This is a genomic window from Nostoc sp. NOS(2021) (genome assembly GCF_017115025.1).
In the GTDB taxonomy this organism is placed as follows: Bacteria; Cyanobacteriota; Cyanobacteriia; order Cyanobacteriales; family Nostocaceae; genus Nostoc.
Map to the genome: position 1 here is coordinate 1 of NZ_JABXKM010000197.1, position 16,968 is coordinate 16,968.

The following is a 16,968-nucleotide window of genomic DNA, read 5'->3' on the forward strand; positions in this document are numbered from 1 at the left end:
GGGAGGGGAGATAAAGCGTAGCTTTGGCGGGGTGGGGTTCTTGGGGTTTAGTAAGTAATCAAGCGGACATGATATCAAATAAGACTTGTCGAACTCACGTTATATTATGTCCGCATAAATAGTTATGCTAACCACAGTCATTACACCCCACCCCGCAAGCGGGGAGGGGATGACAAAGCGTAGCTTTGGCTCTTTTGGGGTTCTTCGGGTTTAATAAGCAATCAAACGGACATGATATTATCTGGTGTAATTGGCAGGTCACGAATCCGCTTACCTGTGGCATGATAAACTGCATTAGAGATGGCAGCTGCTACCCCAACAATCGGAAGTTCTCCCAGGCTTTTGGTTCCTAGTGCATTCACATAAGGATCATGTTCTTCAACAAATTGCACTTCCATATTTGGTATATCTGCATGAACGGGAATCAGGTAATCTGAAAGGTTAGCACCAACTATTCTGCCCTGATTAGCATCCATTACAGTTTTCTCCATCAACGCCATACCGATTCCCCACGTAATCCCACCTATAACTTGACTCCGCGCTGTCTTAAAGTTGAGAATTCGCCCTGCACCATAAACGCCTACGCAACGTCTGACTTTGATTTCTCCCAACAACTCATCAACTGCAACTTCGATAAATACTGCACCAAATGAGTGTTTGGCGTATTGTTTGCTCTCTGGGCTGAGTGAGGATTCCTCTGTAACTTCTAAACTTTCTAACCCGTGACGGCGCAGAATATCGGTGTAGCTGTCTCGCTTTGATGGGTCTTGTTTTAAAAATATTTGCCCTGACTCAACGGTAATATCTTCTGCTTGAGATCCATAAAGCAGAGAATTTGAATCTCCGATCGCCATTTTAATTATCTTATCCCGTGCGGCGATCGCTGCTTTATGCACCGCCGGAGAAACACTAGCAACTGTCATTGAATTGCCTGTCAGGGGGGCTTTAGGAAGATTGCTATCACCTAGTTCAAACTGCACTGGTAATCCTAATACCTCAGCAGCTACTTGCGTCATCACTGTATAAGTGCCTGTACCGATGTCTTGAGTACCACTTTGCACTTTCACTTCTCCAGTGGCAAAAATTTCTACCTTGACTGATGCAGTTGCAACGTTGGTGGGAAATGTCGCACTTGCCATTCCCCAACCAATCAGAAAATAACCATCCCGCATGGAACGCGGAACTGGATTGCGTTGTGACCAACCAAAAATTTCTGCACCTTTTTGGTAACATTCTTTCAGGGATTTACTTGACCAAGGTAATCCTGTGTGCGGATCGATATCTGCATGATTTCTTAATCTTAGTTCAATTGGGTCAATATTTAAGGTATATGCGAGTTCATCCATTGCTGACTCTAAGGCAAACATTCCCGGCGCTTCTCCTGGCCCACGCATAAAGGTTGGTGTGCCGGCATTAATGCGTGCTAAACGGTATTTAATTTCCAAATTGGGACAGGCATACATCGTTATTGTTGCTGCACCCACAGGTTCCACAAAGTCATCAAACAGGGAAGTTAAAGATGTACCAATGTGATTGATCAGGGTTAGCTTACCTTCCTTGGTTGCACCTAACGTTACGTGTTGTTGAGTTTGGGATCTATGGCCGCAAGCAGTGTACATTTGCGATCGCGTTAGCACAACTTTCACAGGGCGCTTTACTTGACGAGATGCGATCGCAGCCAAAATAGTATGAGACCTTAGCAGTACTTTACAACCAAATCCTCCCCCTAAATATTTGGAGATGACGCGGACATTTTCTTGAGGAATATTCAGGACAGATGCGATCGCTCTTTGTGTTGCAGAAATGCCTTGAGTAGTTTCATACAGCGTCAAATTATCCCCTTCCCACATCGCTATGGTTGCAGAAGGTTCTAGGGGATTATGATGTTCCATTGGCGTGGTATAAATTTGCTCGATCAGGATATCTGCCTGGGCTTTTCCTGATTCAACATCCCCTCTGGTGATTTTAGCTGGCATCATGCCAAAAAATATTGATTCGGGTTCAAATATCTCTGCGCGTGCCATCGTGACTGTAGGACTGGCTTCTTCGTAGATAATTTTTATCCTAGAGGCGGCGGTTTCGGCTTGTTCTAAAGTTTGGGCAATTACAATCCCCAAATGTTGACCATCGTAGTAGATGTTATCGTCTTTTTCGGTTGGCTGAGGTTGTTGGGGGGAAAAGAAGGGTATTTTTATCAGAGATGGGGTTTGTTTGTAAGTAACGATGTCTACCACACCAGGGGCGATTCCGGCTGCGGATGTGTCTATTTGGATAATTTTACCATTTGCGATCGCGCTTTGAAAAATCACTCCATAAGTCAGGTTTTCTATTGGCACATCGGCTGTGTAAGGTGCTTCTCCGGTAACTTTAAGTCTGCCATCAACGCGATCGAGTGGTTTTCCAATAATTTTATTCATAATCCTTCTGCCACAACTGAGAGTGCGCGTACCAAAGCGCGTTTGACTAATTCAATTTTGAATTCATTGTGTGTTTGCGGTTTCGCTTCTTTGATAGCTACTGCGGCTGCATCTCTAAACGTCGCTTCATTGATTGGTTTTCCTGGAAGAAATTCCTCAGCTTCCCAAACCCGCCAAGGTTTGGGTGCTACTCCTCCAAAAGCGATTCGTGCTGATTTGATGATGTCTTGTTCTATATCCAAGGCAACAGCGACGGAAACGAGAGCAAATTCGTAGGAAGCACGATCTCGGACTTTTAAATAATTAGATTTATATGCAAAATTTGGAATTTCAATGGCAACAATTAATTCTCCAGGCTGTAATAGAGTTTCTTTTTCTGGTGTCTCACCTGGTAAGAGATAAAAATCATGAATTGAAATTCGACGTGTTTTTTCTGCTCCTTGGATGCAAATCACCGCATCTAATGCCGTCAGGGCTACAGCTAAATCTGAGGGATGAACAGCAATACAATGTTCGCTAGCCCCAAAAATAGCGTGCATCCGATTATAACCTGCGATCGCCGAACAACCTGTACCGGGAGTGCGTTTATTACAAGGAAAAACCGGATCGCGAAAGTAACCACAGCGGACTCGTTGCAGTAAATTACCGCCCACTGTTGCCATATTTCGCAGTTGCGGTGAAGCACTTTGTAATAAAGCTTGAGTAATTACTGGATAGCACTCCTGAATTTGAGGATGAAAAGCCACATCACTCATTCGAGAGATTGCACCAATGCGGATTCCATGAGCTTGAGATTCAATATCTGCTAAGGGCAAACTGTTAATATCAATTAATAGATTCGCTGTTTGAACTCCATCCTTCATCAATCCCAGTAAATCTGTACCACCAGCAATAAATGCAGCAGTTTTGTCTTGCTCAACTGTTGCGATCGCGACTTCTTGGGAAGTTACTTTAGCATAACTAAATGGCTGCATCTTCCATTTCCTCTAGCACATCCCGAATCGCCGCAATAATATTCGGATACGCTCCACAACGGCAAAGGTTTCCACTCATCTTTTCTCGAATTTCTGCCTCAGATTTTGGCGATGCTTCTAATATCATCCCTACGGCTGAGATAATTTGACCCGATGTGCAGTACCCACATTGAAAAGCATCATGAGTAATAAAAGCTGTTTGCATGGGGTGGAGTTTGCCATCTTGTGCTAATCCCTCAATTGTGGTGATTTCAGCACCGATGTGCATTACAGCTAGCGTCATACAAGAGTTAATTCGCCGACCATTAACTAGAATAGTACATGCACCACATTCACCGCGATCGCAAGCTTTTTTAGTGCCCATCAGACCCAGCTTTTCCCGAAGTGCATCCAGTAAAGTGACGCGAGGTTCTAGCTTCAGGGTGTAGGAGACATTATTAACGTTCAGTGATAAGTCTACTTCCTCTGAACCCAATATTTTCACTTTCTGGGTAAGTGAGTTTGAAGTTATTGGAGCTAAGGAATTTTCTTTCATGTTTAATGCAGATACTAATAATTACATCTATTATCCCTCTTCTATCTCGGAATTTTCACCATACTTTTGGTTAACGCAACACTTGAGGAGGGCGTTCGAGTATCCGAGCAATATTATATAGATAAGGCGAGTTTCAAAGCCTCTCTCCGCGTCGAATAGAGGTTTTTAAGTAAATTTTGAGACTTTTCAAGCATCCTCTAAGAAATCGAAAATCTGATTGTTCATTTTACTTGTTGCCAACTATCAGAAAAATACTAAAAAATACTTATTTCTGTGGGAGCATCCCAATGCAAGCAAATTTATCAAGATGATAGATTGTCATTGCAAATGAGGCGTACTCCTTCCCTACGGGACGCTACGCGAACCCAGAAGCAAGCTACGCGGTAGCGTCTCATAATGACAGCTTATATGTTTACACATTTGGGATGCTCCCTATTTCTGTAGGGTTAGATGTTTATGCTTCTAATGTAAGAGGTAGTCTCTTAATAAGACTTATATAATATGCAAAAACCTAATATTTGACAATCTCTATCTCGGATTTGATCTAATCTGCTGAGATTTTTTCACTCATATAATTAACCTCACAATATGAACACAAATCTAACTCAGAAATTATCCCAACCGATAGTAGAAAAAGTTGCCATTGTCGGTGCTGGCCCAGGCGGTTTGGCTGCTGCTATAGCACTGAGAAGCCAAGGGATAGACGCTCAAGTATACGAAAAAGCCCAAGAATTTCGTCCGGCTGGAACTGGACTAGGCTTGGCTCCTAATGGCTTAAATTCTCTAGATGCGATCGCACCGGGAATTGTCGAAGCCCTCAAAAGTTCAGGGTGCGAGGTTCACCACACGGTTTTAAAGAATATTCAGGCAGAAACAATCCGAACTAACGCAACTAAATATTTAGAGCAATATGGACAACCGTTGTTGACTGTTTGGTGGTATCGTTTGCAGCAAGTCTTAGCCTCTAGATTGCCATTTGATATCATTCATCTCAATCATCGCTGCATCGGCTTTGAGCAAGATGAAAACGGTGTGGAAATTCATTTTGATGGCGAAAAATCGGTATATGCAGATTTGCTGATTGGGGCTGATGGTGTCAACTCTGTAATTAGAGAAACTTTATTTGGCGAGGGTAAGCCTAATTATATTGGTAGTATGTGTTGGCGTGCTGTCATCAAATATCACCACGAGCTATTTAATGACTATGAACTAGTTTTTGTCAAAGGCAATAAACAGTTTATGTACATTCTGAATGTGGGCGGCGGCTATACCAGTTGGATTAGTCGGAAGTTATCGCCTGATTACTCTCTTTCCCACAGCGCCGAGCAAGTGAAATCTCGCATTCTCCATGAATTAGCCGACTGGGACGAATCCTTTCGGGCGATGGTAGAAGCGACACCAGCCGAGCAAATCTGGGAGGGGCCGATTTGCGATCGCTCACCGTTAACCCACTGGAGTCAAGGCAGAGTCACTCTCTTAGGCGATGCCGCTCATCCAATGGCGCCTGCTATGGGACAGGGAGCCAATACGACTTTTGAAGATGCATATGAACTGGGAGAGTGTTTTTCTGATTCAGCTAATCTCCAAGAAGCTTTGACTAGTTACGAACAGCGTCGCATCGAGCGGACAAAAATCATTCAAGCTCGTAGTGCTTTGGGTGAGATGCGCTACTATGACGACACATTGGCATCTTCTGGACAGACAGAGCAACGGCAAATGACGCTCAATGATGATTTTCAAAAATGGTTGTATGATTACAAGCCATCTGTAACAAGTTAAATCTTAGTGTGCTATCAGCAAAGCTACTTTTCTCAAAAGTAGCAACACAAATTTGGGCAATTAGCGCAAAAACTTACACTTACTGCTAATCTTATCGAGTAATTTGAGCATATCAAAAGTGACTGTTTTTAGTCAAGTCCTCAAACACAACAAATTCGTTGTATAGTTGAGAATTATTCGCGCAAACTCAACACAACTTAATCAAAATGTTAATTTTTGTACGATAAGAAATTGGTATTATATATTTCGGTGGGTATGCAGATAAATTATCGTTGTGTATCCGATGTCCATCTTTTAAGAATACTTGTCCATAGTCCAATCCTGAAGAGATAAATTAGGAACTTTGCTAAAATCTCTTTGATTACGCGTAACCAAAATTGCCCCCTTAGCCAGGGCGATGCCTACGGCTGGTTACGCCTACGCAGCAATTCTTAAGTCTTGCGTACCTATTTGGATTTTTTTCCAGCGCAAACTTTGGTAGCAACTGTATGCTGCCTCATCAAACTCCAGCAAATTCATATTACAAAAGTAAAGCTGGGTTATTCGCAAATTTCTATGAGCAACTGCTAAAAATTGTGGTTTATTAGCACATTTACTGATAGAAGCTAGTCTGCCTTTTAATTGTTCTTCGAGTGTAACTGTCGTAACAAAGATGTTGGAACTGCCAACAACTTGAGCGCGTTGTAGAATTTTATAATTACCATGTTGAGAAAGAGTAACATGATCGGTATCAAGGATATATAGACTCAAGCTGACTGATTCTCCTCTAAAGAAGCTTCATAAGCAGCGACTTCTGCATCTAATTCACATCGATTTGCAGCCATATCTTCTACAAAATCATCAAAAAGTGGATCATCTTTGAAAATACCATCAAACTTAACCCAAGGATTGGACTCTTCAACCTGCTGTTGCTGTTTCAAGATTGGCAAACAACAAAGCCGTAATGTGACCCACCATAAGTAAGACATGATAGGGCTGTTGAACTCACTATCATTAATTAAACCATGAGCCATACGGTTTCTTAAATTTGAACCGGAACGCTCAATTAGCAAGCCTTGAAGATCAAAAAGTGCGTCTTCATCAAAAATTGAGTTTATTTGTGGATAGTTGTGGGGGAAAAGAGTAGTATTTAAATCACGCTCATCTTCAATTCCTTTATCGATATCAATTTTTGAGGGTAACGCACCCTGCTTTCGGAGTAAATAACGGATAGAATTTTCAATTTGAGGAATGAGAATATGAGTGGATGTGAAGAAGTCTCCGATTAGTCCAGCGTAAAGCCCTTTCGCAAAGAGATATTCTCTGCCAGGAGGCACAAAGAGGTTGTTTGAAACAAATGGAAATAAGTCTTTTACTTCTACAGTATGTTCCAAATTTATTTGACCCCTTGCAGGCTCAATGTAAGCTTGGGCGTAAAGTTTGTGATAGAGGACTGCATTCCTGTACATCTCAAAACGAATTGCTTTCTCTGCTTCATCTGAATTATTAGATTGACGGGCTACAACCTTACCCATCTCATTCATAATTGTTATTGGCATGAACTGAGACAACCAAGCTGTCTTCTCCACCTTCTGCTGAAGGTATGAAACTTTAGGTGGAATCCCCAAAAGAGCCAAGGCAAATATTGCATCTTGAAATTTTTTGCCTTTAACATAGGTTCTAGCTAGTTTTACCTCAGCGCTGATATTAAACTGAGAAGATATTGTTATTAACTCATTCAAGGATTGTTTTTGATACTCTGGCAGAAGCTTACGAACTTCCTCATATCTAGCTTTTGCTGCTGCTTTTTCTTCCTCTGTACCTTGGCTTTTTAATATTTCAAATGCTTCCAACGCCTTTTGTAAATCATCTGATGCCTTTGAATAAGGCTGAGGGTGTTTTGTCAATGAATCTTTAGCTTCCTTTACATAAGTTTCGGCAGCAAGCATTCGCGCTGCGTGTGTCTGTTCAGCATTTTTGTCAATGCGATGCCATTCTGCTTTAATTTCCCAGTAGTTTCTTGCCTTATCCCAGTCTTGGGAAGATTCCGCTATAATTGCTGCTTTCTCAGCCAGAGCAGCGTATTTAGTCGGATTACCGAGTTTGTATTCTTGCAAAAGCTCCATAAGCTTTACTGACAACCACAGTGGATCTTCTCCGTTGTAGCGATTAAGAACTGCTTCTATGTGTGCAATAACTAATTCAGCTTGATAATTAATGTTGCGTGCTAGCCGAAGCGCTCTTTCAATCCTTTCAAAGCACCGACTCCATTTTTCAGGATCTTCTAATTCTGTGGCAGATTGTAAGTAGGCTGTAACTGCTAATTGTGCCATCCGATAATTGCGCTTTTTAACCCAGAGAATGTCCGCAATTCGTGCTTGCAGTTCTGGATCTGATACTTCAGGAGCAATTTCAGTAAGAAAATTTAAATGTTCATCAGTAAGATTTTGGAAAACTTCAGCAAAAAACTCCTCTGTTGATTCTGGCTTGATTGCAGCACCGGTTATGAACGCCAGAATCTCAAAAACAGACTGTTCTCTGACATTTCCTGCCTCTTTTGCTTCCTGTGCCTTGTTCCAGAAGACTCTGTTGTAAGCACTACACTCTTTTCTCTCGCTGCTATTAAGCACGTCCTGCCAGCGAGAGTTAATAAAATCTTCTTTAGTGAGAGGAGGGTTTATTAATGGCATAGTCTAGAATTACTTGGCTATATATCTACTATGCCAAATCTGAAATAGATTGGGCTATTGTTAGCTCTGGCTGAATAATGCAAACAAAAGCTATAAATTAACATTCCCCAGCAGAGCTAGGGAATAAGAGAATACTAACTCGCGGCTAAATTGCCCCAACCGACGTAGGGTAATTTTACAGCCGTTGCTCGAACTTGGTCAGCGTTCGCCACCAACTGACCGCAAGCGTCCCAAGTGCCAGAAATAAATGTGCTTCTGGTACCTTCTTCGATCGCAACTAGGGCAGTGAAATCACCAATTTGCACTTGCAAAGTTTCCAGATTCACTGTCACAGCGGCTTGAGGATTGGCAGCGACTAACTCTTGCAGTTGTTTAACAGTAACAGCATCAGCTGTCAGACAAGGTATGCCCATTGCCACACAGTTACCAAAAAAGATTTCGGCGAAGCTTTCACCGATTAAAGCTTGGATTCCCCATTTTGCGATCGCTTGGGGTGCATGTTCTCGTGATGAACCACAGCCAAAGTTACGGTTGACTATTAAAATCTTCGCGCCTTGGTATTGGGGTTGATCAAAGGCATGTTCACCTTTAAGCGCTGTCCGGTCATCAATAAACGCGCCTTCACCTAACCCATCAAAGGTAACGGCTTTCAAATATCGTGCGGGAATAATGCGATCGGTATCGATATCATTACCTACTAAAGGTATACCGCGCCCTGAAACTGTTTTAACTTCACTTACCATAATTTTTATAAGAGACGAACCGCAAAGAACGCAAAGGACACAAAGGAAGGAAAGTTTAAGAGACTTTTTTCTGGCAAGAGGTGGGGTTACAGCAACTCGCGTACATCAGAAACTTCGCCTTTAATCGCAGCTGTGGCGACCATAGCCGGACTCATTAACAATGTCCGACCGGAGGAGGAACCTTGCCTTCCTTTAAAGTTGCGGTTAGAGGAGGAGGCGCTGATTTGTCTTCCTTGTAGCTTATCGGGGTTCATGGCTAGGCACATAGAACATCCCGGTTCACGCCACTCAAATCCAGCTTCTTCAAAGATTTTATCTAGTCCTTCAGCTTCCGCCTCTTCCTTCACCCTTTCAGAACCAGGGACAACGAAGGCTTTGATTCCCTCAGCAACGTGGCGACCTTTGGCGATTTTCGCAGCTTCTCGCAAATCAGTAATTCTGCCGTTGGTGCAACTACCAATAAAGCAGACATCTATTTTGGTGCCCTTGATGGGTTGACCAGGATATAAATCCATATAGCGGTAAGCTTCTTCGGCAATAAATCTGTCTTCTTCCAGCAGTTCTTCTGGCTGAGGTATTGACTGATTGACACCGATACCTTGACCGGGAGTAATCCCCCAGGTGACGGTAGGAGAAATTTCCGCAGCGTCGAATACCACTACATTATCGTACTCGGCATCAGCATCGCTCTTGATAGATTCCCACCAAGCCACTGCTTTATCCCAATCTCCACCAATGGGTGCAAAATCTCTGCCTTTGAGGTAATCGTAGGTAACTTGATCGGGATTGACGTAGCCGCATCTAGCACCGCCTTCGATCGCCATATTGCAGACAGTCATCCTTTCTTCCATGTTCATTTGCTCAAATGTCGTACCTGCAAATTCGTAGCCATAGCCCACACCACCTTTAACGCCAAGGGTGCGGATGATATGCAGGATGACATCTTTGGCGTAAACTCCTGGGTTGAGAGTGCCGTTAACTTCAATTTTGCGGACTTTCAGTTTGGAAAGGGCGAGAGTTTGGGAAGCGAGAACATCCCGGACTTGACTAGTACCGATACCAAATGCGATCGCACCAAATGCCCCATGACTTGATGTGTGACTATCTCCACAAGCGATCGTCATTCCTGGTTGAGTAAGTCCCAGTTCGGGAGCGATGACATGAACTATACCCTGACTACCAGAACCGATATTGTAAAAAGTTATGTTATTTTCTTGACAGTTATTTTCGAGCGCCTGAATCATTTCCTCTGCCAAGGTATCAGCAAAGGGACGCGCCTGATTTTCTGTCGGCACAATATGATCGACCGTGGCGACGGTACGCTCTGGAAACAGTACTTTTAAACCCCTCTCGCGTAACATCGCAAAAGCTTGGGGACTGGTGACTTCATGAATTAGATGAAGCCCGATAAATAGTTGCGTCAGCCCTGAGGGAAGTGTACCAACGGTGTGTAAGTCCCAAACTTTATCAAACAGGGTACCTTTGCTCATACGTCAATCAATATTTAAAGAGTCCGGACTTAAATAGTATCAAAAAAGAGTCCGGGTTTTTGCAGATAACTTAATATTACTTACATCATAGCCCCCTCCTCGCTTGCGGGGAGGGGGTTGGGGGTGGGGTTCTTATACCTCGCTCAAGGGACAACAGTCCTAAAACCATTAGCTCACCTTTGAGGTAGCAAAAGCAAAAATTCTCCGAAATATTGAGATGCAAAGATGTAAATAACTTTATCCTTTTGAACAAGGATATCTAAGACAATACGAGATAGTTGCACTACCAGCATTATGCCCATAGATTTACGGGAATTTTATCAGGCTAGCGATCCCAGCAGAACTCTGTTTGTCAACAATAGCTCTGATGGCAAGTATTATATAGATTTTTCCTCAGTCCGAGGTGGGGATATTCTTGGCAAGCTGATGCAGAAAATTACTTATTTTAAGCCCAATGAACCCACTTGCACTTTATTTACTGGGCATATTGGTTGTGGAAAATCGACAGAACTATTACGGTTACAGGCAGAACTGGAAAAGTTAGGTTTCCATGTCGTCTATTTTGAGTCCAGTGACGACCTGGAAATGACTGATGTCGATATTGCTGATGTGTTGCTAGCGATCGCTCGTCGGGTGAGTCAAAGTCTGGATAAAATTACCTTGGAGGCACCCAACAAATTTAATGAGTTGCTTCAAGGTGCTTGGAAAGTCTTAAATTCTGAGGTGACGGGGGTAAAAGTTAAGGTTCCCAATGTCGGCGATTTTGGTGTCACCTCTGAAAAAGAAAAGCTTTCTCTGTCTGTGGGCATTGGTGAAATCACCACCAAGATGAAAAATGACCCAACCCTGCGAGAAAAACTCAATCAATATTTGGCACCGCAAAAAACTAAGCTGCTGGAAGCGATTAATCAAGAATTATTGGAACCTGCGATCGCTAAACTCAAACAGCAGGGTAAAAAGGGTTTAGTGGTAATTGTCGATAATCTTGACCGCATAGATAATCGTGTCAAACCTTGGGGTCGTCCGCAACAGGAATATTTATTTGTCGATCAGGGTGAGTTTTTGACAAGGCTGAATTGTCATCTACTTTACACCATGCCCTTAGCTTTGAAGTTTTCCAATGATTACGGAATGCTAACCCAGCGTTTCCCAGAAGATCCCAAGGTGTTACCAATGGTACCTGTACAAAGGACTGATGGCAGTGTTCATACACAGGGAATGGCACTGATGCAGCAGATGGTATTAGCTAGAGCTTTTCCTGACTTGACACCAGAGGAGCGTTTAAATAAAATTACGGAGATTTTTGATAGCGCTGGTAGCCTAGAGTGGTTATGTAAAATGAGCGGTGGTCATGTGCGGGACGTGCTGAGGCTGCTGAATACCTGGATTATGGAAGAAATGAGTCTTCCCCTCACCCGTGAAACCTTAGAGCAAGTTATTCGTTCTCGGCGGAATGAAATCATGTTACCGATTTCTGATGATGAGTGGCAATTGTTACGTCATGTCAAGGAAAGGAAAAAGGTGAGTGATGACCAGGGATATCAAAAACTGATCCGCAGTCGGTTTGTCTTTGAATATCGGGATGGTGGCGAGTCTTGGTTTGATGTTAATCCCATTTTGGCTGAGGCGAGGGAGTTGCAATGAGGAATCATGGAACCGAAAAATAATTAGATCATGAAACCAGAAACCAAAAATGTTTTGTTAAAAGCTTACGCACAATTGCATCAAATCACAGAAGAATTGTACTCAGCCTCGGATAAAGCCGTAGAAAATAACAATTTTGAGGACGCTAGCTTACTAGCCAGTAGAGCGGATAGACTTTATGAAGAGATAGAAAATTTAGAGATTGTAATTTCAGAACAAGAGGAAATATGAAAACAATCCCAGAGTTAAAGACTCGTATTCAAGAACTCAGTAAACAAGCTGTTGAATTTAGTAGAAAAGCATCTGAAGTGTGTTTAAGTGACCGTCAGCAAGCCAAGTATTTTAGACAACAAGCAAGAGAAGCTAGCAAACGTACTCAAGTATTGATACAGGAGTTAAAACGCCAAGAAGTTTAATTTTGTGGCGAAGCCTACATCCCATACGTGTCAACTTAGAGCCAGGGCGAATCGAATTCGCGGCTATACAAACAAAGTCCACCTCCGTGGACTAAGAGAAAATCAAGGGTTTGAACCCACGAAGGTGGGTTTTGCTTGTGTAGACGCGGTTTCTAACCGCCCTTTTCACTAAGAGAAAATCAAGGGTTTGAACCCACGGAGGTGGGTTTTGCCTGTGTAGACGCGGTTTCTAACCGCCCTTTTAACCGCCCTTTTAACTTATGACAGACTCGCAACCATCAGAAGATGACCATGTAAACAGCGATCGCACTCTGCAACAATTAGCTTGGGCGATTGAGTCTTCTGTGGGACAGTTTAAGCTGATTTTGGCACGGTGTAATTATGCTAGCTTGCGCGATCGCTTAATCTCCAGATTGCGGGAAATTTGTCAAGTAGAAATTCGTGTCTTGGCAGTGCAGCAATCTCACAGGACTCTTTATAATGCGATTCGGGATGAATTCGGCGAAGAAATACCAGCCTGTGTAATGGTTGTCGGTTTGGAATCAGTGCAGAATTTGTCTGTGATGTTAACTTCTGCTAATCAAGTGCGGGAGGAGTTTCGCAAGAATTTTGCTTTTCCCTTAGTGTTGTGGATTGACGATGAAATCTACAAGCAACTAACACAGCTTGCACCAGATTTGGAAAGTTGGGCAACTACGAGAAATTTTGCCATATCAACACAGGAATTAGTAGATTTTATCAGCGAAACGGCTAATCAATGGTTTAGCAATAACTTAAAGTTTAGCGTCGATGTATATATCAAACTGGAAAATGAGCTAGAAGCAGCGCAAAGAGATTTATGCAACAAGCCAGATGTTTATAATTTAGAAATTCAAGCTAACTTAGAATCTTTATTAGGTTTTATCAAACAGATAAATAATCACAAAAATTCGGCTTTAGAGCATTATCACAAAGCTTATAAGCTCTGGCAGCAAAGTCATAATTTAGAATGGCAGGCAAAAATCCCTGACTTTTCACGTCATCTGGAAAACCTAACCCCCCAGCCCCCTTCCCTAATAGGGAAGGGGGAGAATTCAAAGCCTCTCTCCTTGCAGGAGAGAGGTTTGGAGAGAGGTTTTCCAGAACCCATGAAACGGCAGGCAAAAATCCTCGGTGAGATTGGCTTTTGCTATTATCTGAAGGCTTTTAAACATCAAGATATCAATCATCCAGATTGGCAAGCAACTTGGCGTTATATTCAAGAGTATATAAATTTTATTAGCCAGTTTCAAAGTCCAGATTTAATCGCCAAGTCAGTAGTTAAATTCGGTGATATCTTGCGAGACTTGCAACAATGGGAAACTTTGCAGAGTCTTTCGGAACAAGCTTTAGTAATCCATCAAACTAACAACCAGCTAAGGGAATTAGCCAAAGATTACGGTTTTTTAGCTGAGGTGGCTTTGGCTCAAAATAACTGGGTGAAAGCAAATCAGTTGGTTAAGCAAGCCTTAGACGTTTTTGCGGCGATTCCTAATCTGGAATTAGCGAATATATCAGGGGTCTTATCTCAATTTAGTGATGTTTTGCCCCGGAAGATCCCCCCAACCCCCCTTAAAAAGGGGGGCTTGATTCCCTACTTAAAAAGGAGGGTTAGGGAGGATCAAGCCTTAACCGAAGCATATTGGGTTTTATCTGGTATTTCCGAAAGGGATTTCAAATCAAAAGACTTGAGTTTATATCTGTTTATTTTAGGTCGTTCTCAATACCATTTAGGTCAAACTCAACAGGTCGCGCCAAGTTTTCCCAGTCCCCAGTCCCCAGTCCCCAATCCCCAGTCCCTTCTTCAACAAGCAACTCTCAGCTTAGAAACTGCTAGAGATGTGGGTAATCCCCTAGAAGATGTCAGGCTTTTTTTGGATATTCTCAGGTTTTTGCAGCAGCTTTATTTTGAGCAGAAAGAATATCTCCAAGCATACAACATCAAACAGCAACGGCGTTCCATCGAACAGCAATTTGGTTTGCGGGCTTTTATTGGTGCGGGTAGGTTAGAAGCTACAAAACAGGCATTTGTAGAGACATTGCGCTCAAACTCTCCCCAAGGAAATATTGCCCCAGAAATTGCTGCATCTGGTCGCCTATTGGATGTAGAACGTTTAATTGAACGCATGGGTCGCCCTGATTATAAGTTGATAGTAATTCATGGGCAATCGGGTGTAGGCAAAAGTTCCCTGGTGAATGCGGGACTGGTGCCAGCTTTAAAGAATAAAGCGATCGGTATTCAAGATTATTTGCCAGTGGTAATGCGCGTTTATACTAACTGGGTGGAAGAGTTGGGGAGGCTTTTGGGAAGAGATGAGGGAGATGAGGGAGATGAGGGGGATGAGGGAGGGTTAGAACTTCAAGCTTCAGCCTCAGAACTCGGAACTTCAGCCTCAGAACTCGGAACTCCGACCTCAGAACTCGGAACTTCAGCATCAGAACTCGGAACTTCAACCTCAGAACTCGGAACTTCAGCATCAGAACTCGGAACTTCAGCATCAGAACTCGGAACTTCAGCCTCAGAACTCGGAACTTCGACCTCAGAACTCGGAACTCCGACCTCAGAACTCGGAACTTCGACCTCAGAACTCGGAACTCCGACCTCAGAACCTCAAAATCCCCACTTTGTACAGACGCGATTAATCGCGTCTCTCCAAAATCCCCACTTCCTAATTACTCAACTACGCGAAAACGAACAGCGTAACCTCCGCACGGTGCTAATTTTTGATCAATTTGAGGAATTTTTCTTTGTTTACACCAAACCTACACAAAGAAAGCAATTCTTTGAGTTTCTGGGAGAGTGTCTGAATGTTCTATCGGTGAAAGTTATCTTATCGCTGCGGGTAGATTACATCCATTACTTGCTGGAGTGCAATGATTTGTCCAGTCTTAAGATTATTGGCAATGACATTCTCAGTAATAATGTGCTTTACAAGTTGGGGAATTTCTCACCCGATGATACCAAGTCAATTATTCAGCGTTTAACTGCAAATACTAGCTTTCGCTTAGAAGATGCTTTAGTCGATCAAATGGTGCTGGATTTAGCCGGAGAATTGGGTGAAGTTCGTCCCATTGAGTTGCAGGTTGTGGGGGCGCAACTGCAAACGGAGAATATTACAACTCTGGCAGAATATCAGCAACGTGGTACTAAGGACGAATTGGTTAAGCGTTATTTGAATGAAGTTGTTCATGATTGCGGTGAAGAAAATCAGCAAGCAGCAGAATTATTACTATATTTGCTGACGGATGAAAAAGGAACTCGCCCTCTGAAGACTCGCGCTGAGTTGGAACGCGATTTGATGCCGTACTTATCGGAGATCCCCCCAACCCCCCTCAAAAAGGGGGGCTTTATTCTTTCAACCCCCTTTTTAAGGCGATCGCCACAGGCGGGGGGATCGAAAACTAGGGCGGAAGAAGCTTCTGAAATCAATAAATTAGATTTAGTGTTAGAGATTTTTGTCCAATCCGGCTTGGTGGTTTTGTTACCAGAGAATCCTTTTAACCGTTATCAACTGGTACATGACTACATCGCCGCTTTTATTCGCCAGCAACAAGAACCGAAGTTAAAGCAGGTAATGGCGGAACTGGAAAAAGAACGAGAACAAAGAAAACTGAGTGACGCGAAACTAAATAACTTTCTCAAACGCGCCCTTTTTGGTTCAGTTGCAGCCGGATTAGTCTTAGCTGGACTAACATTTAAAGCCTGGGATGCAGCAAAAAGGGCAGAACAGGAAACAAAACAAGCTGCAATCAGTGAAATCAACGCCCTTGCTAACTCTTCAGCTACCTTTTCTGCTTCTGGGCAAATCTGGGATGCACTGACAGAAGGCTTAAAAGCGCGCGGAAAACTGAAAAATGCCGGGAAGGTGGCGCTAGATACCCAGATGCGGGTTGTGGGAAGTTTGCAGAAAGCTGTGTACTTACAACCAGAGAACAAATTCCAAGAACTGAATACATTAGAAGGGCATAGCAGTGCGGTCATTAGCGTGGTGTTCAGCCCCGATGGGCAAAGGCTGGCTTCTGCAAGTGCTGACAAGACGATCAAACTCTGGGATGTCGCCACAGGCAAAGCTGTGCAAACCCTGACTGGGCATAGCGGTGCGGTCAATAGCGTGGTGTTCAGCCCCGATGGGCACAGGCTGGCTTCTGCAAGTGGTGACAAGACGATCAAACTCTGGGATGTCGCCACTGGCAAAGCTGTGCAAACCCTGACTGGGCATAGGAATTGGGTCATTAGCGTGGTGTTCAGCCCCGATGGGCAAAGGCTGGCTTCTGCAAGTGCT

12 protein-coding genes are annotated in these 16,968 nt (G+C 43.2%); 5 read left to right on the top strand and 7 right to left on the bottom strand.

Annotation, left to right across the window (positions count from 1 at the left end; all coding sequences use genetic code 11):
• Positions 1 to 221 precede the first annotated feature (221 nt).
• The 3 genes from HWQ41_RS21955 to HWQ41_RS21965 are packed head-to-tail and all read right to left on the bottom strand — an operon-like array spanning position 222 to position 3,926.
• Positions 222 to 2,417: a xanthine dehydrogenase family protein molybdopterin-binding subunit gene (locus tag HWQ41_RS21955; RefSeq protein WP_292767479.1), complete on the bottom strand. Its 2,196-nt coding sequence runs from the start codon at positions 2,415 to 2,417 to the stop codon at positions 222 to 224.
• Complete coding sequence (locus tag HWQ41_RS21960) at positions 2,414 to 3,391, bottom strand: xanthine dehydrogenase family protein subunit M (protein ID WP_292767482.1); 978 nt, start codon at positions 3,389 to 3,391, stop codon at positions 2,414 to 2,416. Before HWQ41_RS21960 ends, HWQ41_RS21955 begins: the two co-directional genes overlap by 4 nt.
• The gene (locus HWQ41_RS21965; protein WP_292767485.1) at positions 3,378 to 3,926 is read right to left on the bottom strand and encodes a (2Fe-2S)-binding protein; all 549 of its coding nucleotides are present in this window, start codon (positions 3,924 to 3,926) and stop codon (positions 3,378 to 3,380) included. Before HWQ41_RS21965 ends, HWQ41_RS21960 begins: the two co-directional genes overlap by 14 nt.
• A gap of 588 nt (positions 3,927 to 4,514) precedes the next feature.
• On the opposite strand from HWQ41_RS21965, the gene HWQ41_RS21970 reads away from it, so the two are divergent.
• The gene (locus tag HWQ41_RS21970) at positions 4,515 to 5,705 is read left to right on the top strand and encodes an FAD-dependent monooxygenase (RefSeq protein WP_292767488.1); all 1,191 of its coding nucleotides are present in this window, start codon (positions 4,515 to 4,517) and stop codon (positions 5,703 to 5,705) included.
• Positions 5,706 to 6,122: 417 nt separating this feature from the next.
• Here HWQ41_RS21970 and HWQ41_RS21975 read toward each other — a convergent pair whose 3' ends face one another.
• The 4 genes from HWQ41_RS21975 to leuC all read right to left on the bottom strand — a co-directional run bounded on the left by HWQ41_RS21975 (position 6,123) and on the right by leuC (position 10,607).
• Positions 6,123 to 6,455 carry a type II toxin-antitoxin system VapC family toxin gene (locus HWQ41_RS21975; RefSeq protein WP_292767491.1) on the bottom strand — a complete coding sequence of 111 codons (333 nt, stop codon included), beginning with the start codon at positions 6,453 to 6,455 and terminating at the stop codon, positions 6,123 to 6,125.
• Positions 6,452 to 8,017: a DUF4209 domain-containing protein gene (locus tag HWQ41_RS21980; protein ID WP_292767494.1), complete on the bottom strand. Its 1,566-nt coding sequence runs from the start codon at positions 8,015 to 8,017 to the stop codon at positions 6,452 to 6,454. The genes HWQ41_RS21975 and HWQ41_RS21980 overlap by 4 nt, the downstream gene beginning before the upstream one ends.
• Before the next feature lie 491 nt (positions 8,018 to 8,508).
• Positions 8,509 to 9,117 carry a 3-isopropylmalate dehydratase small subunit gene (gene leuD, locus HWQ41_RS21985; RefSeq protein WP_292767496.1) on the bottom strand — a complete coding sequence of 203 codons (609 nt, stop codon included), beginning with the start codon at positions 9,115 to 9,117 and terminating at the stop codon, positions 8,509 to 8,511.
• 86 nt (positions 9,118 to 9,203) lie between these two features.
• Positions 9,204 to 10,607, bottom strand: coding sequence for a 3-isopropylmalate dehydratase large subunit (gene leuC, locus HWQ41_RS21990; RefSeq protein WP_292767498.1), 1,404 nt, complete (start codon positions 10,605 to 10,607; stop codon positions 9,204 to 9,206).
• 294 nt (positions 10,608 to 10,901) lie between these two features.
• Between leuC and HWQ41_RS21995 the strand changes: the two genes are divergently transcribed.
• The 4 genes from HWQ41_RS21995 to HWQ41_RS22010 form a co-directional block, all read left to right on the top strand.
• Positions 10,902 to 12,251 (top strand): P-loop NTPase fold protein, encoded by a 1,350-nt coding sequence (locus HWQ41_RS21995; RefSeq protein ID WP_292767502.1) that lies wholly within the window; start codon positions 10,902 to 10,904, stop codon positions 12,249 to 12,251.
• A gap of 30 nt (positions 12,252 to 12,281) precedes the next feature.
• Positions 12,282 to 12,482: a hypothetical protein gene (locus tag HWQ41_RS22000; protein ID WP_292767504.1), complete on the top strand. Its 201-nt coding sequence runs from the start codon at positions 12,282 to 12,284 to the stop codon at positions 12,480 to 12,482.
• A complete protein-coding gene (locus tag HWQ41_RS22005) occupies positions 12,479 to 12,667 on the top strand; it encodes a hypothetical protein (RefSeq protein ID WP_292767507.1) in 189 nt (62 codons plus the stop codon). Before HWQ41_RS22000 ends, HWQ41_RS22005 begins: the two co-directional genes overlap by 4 nt.
• A 260-nt stretch (positions 12,668 to 12,927) precedes the next feature.
• On the top strand, positions 12,928 to 16,968 hold a 4,041-nt coding region (locus HWQ41_RS22010; RefSeq protein WP_292767510.1), incomplete at its 3' end, for a ribosome assembly protein 4.

Excerpts from the sequence above, each read along its gene's own strand:
- HWQ41_RS21970 (WP_292767488.1), top strand. The coding sequence starts at position 4,515 with ATGAACACAAATCTAACTCAGAAATTATCCCAACCGATAGTAGAAAAA.
- HWQ41_RS21955 (WP_292767479.1), bottom strand. The coding sequence starts at position 2,417 with ATGAATAAAATTATTGGAAAACCACTCGATCGCGTTGATGGCAGACTT.
- HWQ41_RS22000 (WP_292767504.1), top strand. The coding sequence starts at position 12,282 with ATGAAACCAGAAACCAAAAATGTTTTGTTAAAAGCTTACGCACAATTG.
- HWQ41_RS21995 (WP_292767502.1), top strand. The coding sequence starts at position 10,902 with ATGCCCATAGATTTACGGGAATTTTATCAGGCTAGCGATCCCAGCAGA.
- HWQ41_RS21960 (WP_292767482.1), bottom strand. The coding sequence starts at position 3,391 with ATGCAGCCATTTAGTTATGCTAAAGTAACTTCCCAAGAAGTCGCGATC.
- leuC (WP_292767498.1), bottom strand. The coding sequence starts at position 10,607 with ATGAGCAAAGGTACCCTGTTTGATAAAGTTTGGGACTTACACACCGTT.
- HWQ41_RS21980 (WP_292767494.1), bottom strand. The coding sequence starts at position 8,017 with ATGGCACAATTAGCAGTTACAGCCTACTTACAATCTGCCACAGAATTA.
- HWQ41_RS22005 (WP_292767507.1), top strand. The coding sequence starts at position 12,479 with ATGAAAACAATCCCAGAGTTAAAGACTCGTATTCAAGAACTCAGTAAA.
- HWQ41_RS21965 (WP_292767485.1), bottom strand. The coding sequence starts at position 3,926 with ATGAAAGAAAATTCCTTAGCTCCAATAACTTCAAACTCACTTACCCAG.
- leuD (WP_292767496.1), bottom strand. The coding sequence starts at position 9,117 with ATGGTAAGTGAAGTTAAAACAGTTTCAGGGCGCGGTATACCTTTAGTA.